Consider the following 5,048-nt stretch of genomic DNA (forward strand, 5'->3'; position numbering starts at 1 on the left):
GCCGCGGCAGCGGGGACGGCCACCGAAGGCGCGGCGGCGGCCGCACCGGCGGCGGTGCGCGCCGCGGCCGTACGCAGGCCCAGCGGCAGCGGTGCCTCCAGCAGCGGCCCCCGCTCCAGCCGGGTCCGGCGCCGGTCGCCGGCCGCCGTCGTGCCGTTGCGCGCGTCGAAGGCGCCGGCCAGCTGCTCCGCCTCGGCCCGTACGGTGGCCAGCAGTTCACCGGCCGTCCAGTTCCGGCCCGGCGGACCGGCGACCGGGGTGTCCGCGTGTCCGTCCGCCACGAGCCGGGCCAGCAGCACCTCGACACCGGTCAGGAACCCCAGACGGTTCAGCGGGGCACCGGACGCCTCGAACAGCGGCCGGTTCTCGGCCAGGATCTCCAGCCCCCGGCCCTCGTTGCGGGTGAGCGCGCAGAACTCCAGGTGCAGCCCCACCTCCTGCTGCATCCCCGTCTTGCCGCGCACCGCGCGGTAGCCCGTCAGATGGTGCGCCCGCGCCTCGTCGGTCCGGCCGAGCCGCACCAGCGGCAGCAGCGCCCGCGCCTGGCTCGACTGCGGCTCCTCCGCGCACGAGGAGGTACCGGCCAGCACCGGCTCCCACAGCTCCAGCGCCGCCGCGTCCTCACCCGACCGCACGCGGTACAGCGCGTGGGCGCGGGTCTCGCAGGCCTCGCAGTCGCTCAGCCGGGTCCTCGGCCGCGTCGCCCACAGGTCGTAGGCGTCGTCGACCCCGCTGCCCGTGTGCGCGGCCACGTGGTAGCGCATCGCCGCCACCGGCTGCACACCGTGCCCGTCCGCCTCGTACCGCTCCCGCATCCGGCCGGTCCACGCCTCGATCACGGCCAGCGGGACCTCCGGCACCTGGAGCAGGGAGGTGGTCACCCACTTGAAGCGCCACAGGACCTGGTCCGCCTCCCACTCGCTGAACGCGCCAGGGGAGTCCTCCCACAGCTTCAGCAGCCGGGCGAACACCACCGGCGCCTTGCGGTGCTCGCCGGTGAACTCGTACGCCGTCATCAGCTCCATCAGCGCCGTGACCAGCACCTCCGGCTTCTCGAACGGCTCCGCCGCCTCGACCAGCTCCTCGGCGGTGACGGTGCGCTGCAGACCGTGGGGGCGGTCGTGGTTCTCACGCAGCGCCTCGAACACGGCCTCCGGGGTGTCCAGCGTGTCCGGCATTACGAGTCCTTCCGGGAGCCCGAGCCGGGCGCGGCACTGTCGCCGCCCCCGCCCGCGGGGTGCATGGCGTGGGTGAGCAGGCCGATGAAGGCCCGATTGAGCAGGGCGCTCTCGCTCGCCTTGAGCGGACGGCGGCTGAGCAGCAGCGCCTGCCCGTACAGGGACTCCGCGGCGGCGACGGCGAGCCCGCGCTCCTCGATCGTGACGGCCTGGCGCACCAGCGGATTGAGATGGTTCAGGACCAGCTGCGCGCGCGGCGTCCCACTGCGCAGCGAGCCCAGGATGTCGGCCCACAGGCCGTCGCTGTCGGCGGCCAGCGAGGACCGGGTCCGCTCGTGGCGGGCCTCCCGGTTGTCCAGCAGCAGCGCCGGGGACGTCACCGGCTGGAAGTCGCGCAGCACCACGTCGCAGTCCTGGGCGGCGATCACCTCCCGCGCGATGCCCAGGAACGCCGCCGCCCGGATCTCCGCCGACGGGTCCACGGCGTCCAGGTGCGCGGTGACCGTGGCCGGGTCCAGGTCCGTCACGGCCGTGCCCGGCCGGATCTCCGGCAGCCGGTGCACCAGGTCCCGGTCGTAGGTGTAACCGCCGTTGACGACGCCGAGGCCCGCCGCGGCGGCGATCGGCGCGACCTGCCGGAACTCCTCCACGCTGCGCGTGACGAGCACGGTGGCGTGGGTCCTGGCGAACTCCTCCAGGGTGACGTTGCCGTCCGTGGTCTCGAACGGCAGCCAGGGCAGCACGATCCGCAGCAGCTCGTCGTCGTAGCGGGCCAGCGCCTTCACCGCGAGGTGGTGGACCTCGACGAACCGGTGCAGCAGCGCGGGATCGCTCGCCGCCAGCCCGGTCAGCCAGTCCCGGATCCGCACGCCCAGCGCGTCCCGGACCGCCGACAGGGTGCCGTCCTCGTACAGCGCCTCGCGGGAGGCCGTCGGGCGCAGGCTGGAGGTGTCGATGACGCAGCGCACGAAGAACGCCCAGTCGGGCAGCAGTTCCGTCGCCCGGTCGGTGAGGAGCATCCCCTTCAGGTGCACGCGGTGGCCCGCGCGCTGCGCCGGGCTGAGCGCGGTCGGCAGGACGTACGCGACGCCCCGCAGCCCGGCCGCCGGCAGGTCCAGCTCGATCGTGTCCAGCGGCACGAAGTCGAAGACCTCGCGGCAGTACGCGGCCAGGGCCTCGCGGCGGGCGAGCGGCGAGCGGTGCTCCCGCTCCCACGGCGGCGCCGCGTCGATCCGCACGCTCCCGCCGTCCGCCCCGGTGACCGTGACCTCGTACGGGAGCAGGCTGCCGTAGTGCCGGGCCAGCTCGACGACCCGGGCGGGGGCCGTCCACTCGGCGTTGTCGGCGCGCGGGCTGAGCCGGACCGTGGTGCCCGGCTCCACGGCCGTGCCGACGGGCAGGGTACGGATGGTGTAGCGGCCGTCGGAGTGCCCGCGCCACTCGACGGCGGGCGCGGCGGGGTCGCCGGCGTGCCGGCTCACCACCGTGATCTCGTCCGCGACGACGAAACAGGCGAGCAGGCCGATGCCGAACTGGCCGATGAAGTCACCGCGCGCCGCGTCGAGGCCGGCACCGTCCAGGCCGCCGTCCGTGGTCCGCTTGGAGCTGCGGCCGATGGTGGCGAGGAAGCGGTGCACGTCGGCCTCGGTCAGGCCGATCCCGCTGTCGGTGATGGTGAGCCCGTCGCCGGTGCGGACGGTGATGGTGGCCGGTGCGGACGGATCGGCGGCGCGGCGGGCCGTGATGGCGTCCACCGCGTTCTGCAGGAGCTCGCGCAGGTAGACGCGCGGGCTGGAGTAGAGGTGGTGGGACAGCAGGTCCACCAGACCGCGCAGGTCGACCTGGAAGGTGTGGGCGGACTCGGAGTGCGGCACCTTGGAGGATCTTTCGACGGGCACACCGCGCCCCGGCCCGGAAGCCGCGCGGTGTGCGAGGGGGAGGAGGGTTCTGACGGCCGGTCAGGCGCCGACGGACGAACGGTGGCGGCTGTAGGCCGCGACCGGGTCGGCGTCGACGTAGTTCCACGGGAACTCGGTGACGGTGTCCCGCGTCAGCTCGAAGCAGCGGCGCGCCGGCTCCTTCGCGCCGGCCAGGGAGAAGGCCAGGGCGAAGCTGTTGCAGACCTGGACCAGCCCGCTGCCGGGCTCGGCGTCCGGGTGCAGGACGGACCGCTCGGCGGCCTCCAGCAGCGAGGCGGCGGTCTCCGGCCGGCGCATGTACTCCCCGTCCGGCCCGTCGTCGAGGGAGAGCCAGTGCTCGATGTGCGCGAGCGCCACGAGCTGCCCGAGCGGGCTGCCCTGCGGCGCCGCGAGCATCGCCCCGCGGGCGAAGGCGTGCATCTCCTCGTGCGAGCCGCCCCACTTCTTGCAGACCTGCTGCAACTGCTGCTGGTGGGCCCGCAGATGGAACGGGGCCCGGCGCACGACCGCTTCGAACCGGCGCCGCGCCACGACCGGCCCGACCTGCAGGCCGCGCCCGCTGACCTGGAGGAAGTGCCAGGGGGAGACCCACGAGGGCTCCAGCTCCGCGGCCCGGTACAGCCACTCCTCGGCCTGGCGCAGCCGCTCGTGGAACACCTCGAACTGCTCGCGCGAGACGTCCGCCGCCCGCGCCCCCGTCCGGGCCTCCCAGCCCCAGCTGATGTAGCGGGCCCCCGCGACCAGCAGGGGCAGCGCCGGGTCGGGCTCCGCCTCCACGGCGTCGTGGATCCACCGCTCGACCCCGGCGGTGTCACCGACCGCCCACAGCAGCCAGGAGCGGTCGGCGGCCTCGGGGTGGGCGGTGAGCCCGTCCCGGACACCGGCCCAGTCCGCCGCCTCCGCGGCCTCGCGGATCCGCGTCACCGCGGGATCGCCGAAGTCCTTCTGCAGCTGCGGCGCGGACGATCTGCCCATCCAGCGCTTCAGCGACAGCCCCGCCCCCCGGAGCAACGCCATGACCCACCCCTTGCCGTGCACGATTCCCGTCGGGGACGCCGAATCCGTCCCCCGTGGAGGTAGTGAGTATCACGGGGGTCCGTGGTTCGCACAACTGTTTCCTGGCCGGGCGCTCAGTTCCCGGCCCCGAACGCCCACGACTCGATGTCGCGGTAGTGGATGGGACCCGGGCCGCGGCCGATGTTGCTGCCGACCAGGTGCAGCCGCCCGGTGGGCCAGGAGCGGCCGGAGAACGAGGTGAGGCCTCCGGCGGCCTCCACCACGTCGGCGGTGCCGCCGCGGCGGGCGCGGGCCAGCGTCAGGTGGGGGCGCAGCGGCCGGCCCTCGTAGGGGATGCCGCACTCCTTGACGAGGGAGCGGACCTCGGAGGCCAGCAGGTGCAGCCCTTCGAGGTCCCCGTCGATCCCCGTCCACAGCACCCGCTCGTCGAAGTGCCCCCCGCCGCGCAGCGCCAGCCGCAGGGGCCTGCGTATCGCGGCGAGGCCGGAGAGGGGCCCGCGCAGGCGGGGCACGGTCGCGACCGGGAGCTCGCCGAGGAAGGCGAGGGTGATGTGCCAGTCCTCGATCCGGTTCCACCGCATGCGCGGGTAGGCCTCGTAGGCGGGCAGCAGCTCCCGCTCCAGCTCCTCCTTGGCGTCGTCGGGCGGGGCGAGGGCGATGAACACGCGGACGGTCGCACTGTGGGTCTGATGTTTCACATGGGACTTCGTATCGTGTCGGGGCGGTCAGAACCAGCTGACGGCCAGGGGGAAGGCGGCGGTGACGGTGGCGTGACAGAATCACTGCCCGTGACCGAGTCAGCCCCGCACACCACGCCCCGCCGGATCCGGCGCGGCCGGGAGGCGTCATGAGCACCCGTCCGGTGCTGATCGTCGATGCCGCGAACGTCGTCGGCTCCGTGCCCGACGGATGGTGGCGCGACCGCAGGGCGCCG

Annotated in this window: 3 protein-coding genes and 1 pseudogene; all 4 read right to left on the reverse strand. The window is 74.4% G+C overall.

The genetic code is table 11. The features are described 5' to 3' along the window. Positions 1-1,178: pseudogene (locus VR44_RS35820) on the reverse strand (hypothetical protein); the annotation flags it as partial. Next, complete coding sequence (locus VR44_RS35825; RefSeq protein ID WP_045951833.1) at positions 1,178-3,052, reverse strand: HSP90 family protein; 1,875 nt, start codon at positions 3,050-3,052, stop codon at positions 1,178-1,180. The gene VR44_RS35825 and the pseudogene VR44_RS35820, both read right to left, overlap by 1 nt. An 84-nt stretch (positions 3,053-3,136) precedes the next feature. Then, positions 3,137-4,114: a hypothetical protein gene (locus VR44_RS35830; protein WP_245692785.1), complete on the reverse strand. Its 978-nt coding sequence runs from the start codon at positions 4,112-4,114 to the stop codon at positions 3,137-3,139. A gap of 113 nt (positions 4,115-4,227) precedes the next feature. Beyond that, positions 4,228-4,812, reverse strand: coding sequence for an RNA 2',3'-cyclic phosphodiesterase (gene thpR, locus VR44_RS35835; RefSeq protein ID WP_045951834.1), 585 nt, complete (start codon positions 4,810-4,812; stop codon positions 4,228-4,230). Positions 4,813-5,048: the final 236 nt, after the last annotated feature.

This window comes from Streptomyces katrae, assembly GCF_000966975.1.
In the GTDB taxonomy this organism is placed as follows: Bacteria; Actinomycetota; Actinomycetes; order Streptomycetales; family Streptomycetaceae; genus Streptomyces; species Streptomyces katrae.

Excerpts from the sequence above, each read along its gene's own strand:
- VR44_RS35830 (WP_245692785.1), bottom strand. The coding sequence starts at position 4,114 with ATGGCGTTGCTCCGGGGGGCGGGGCTGTCGCTGAAGCGCTGGATGGGC.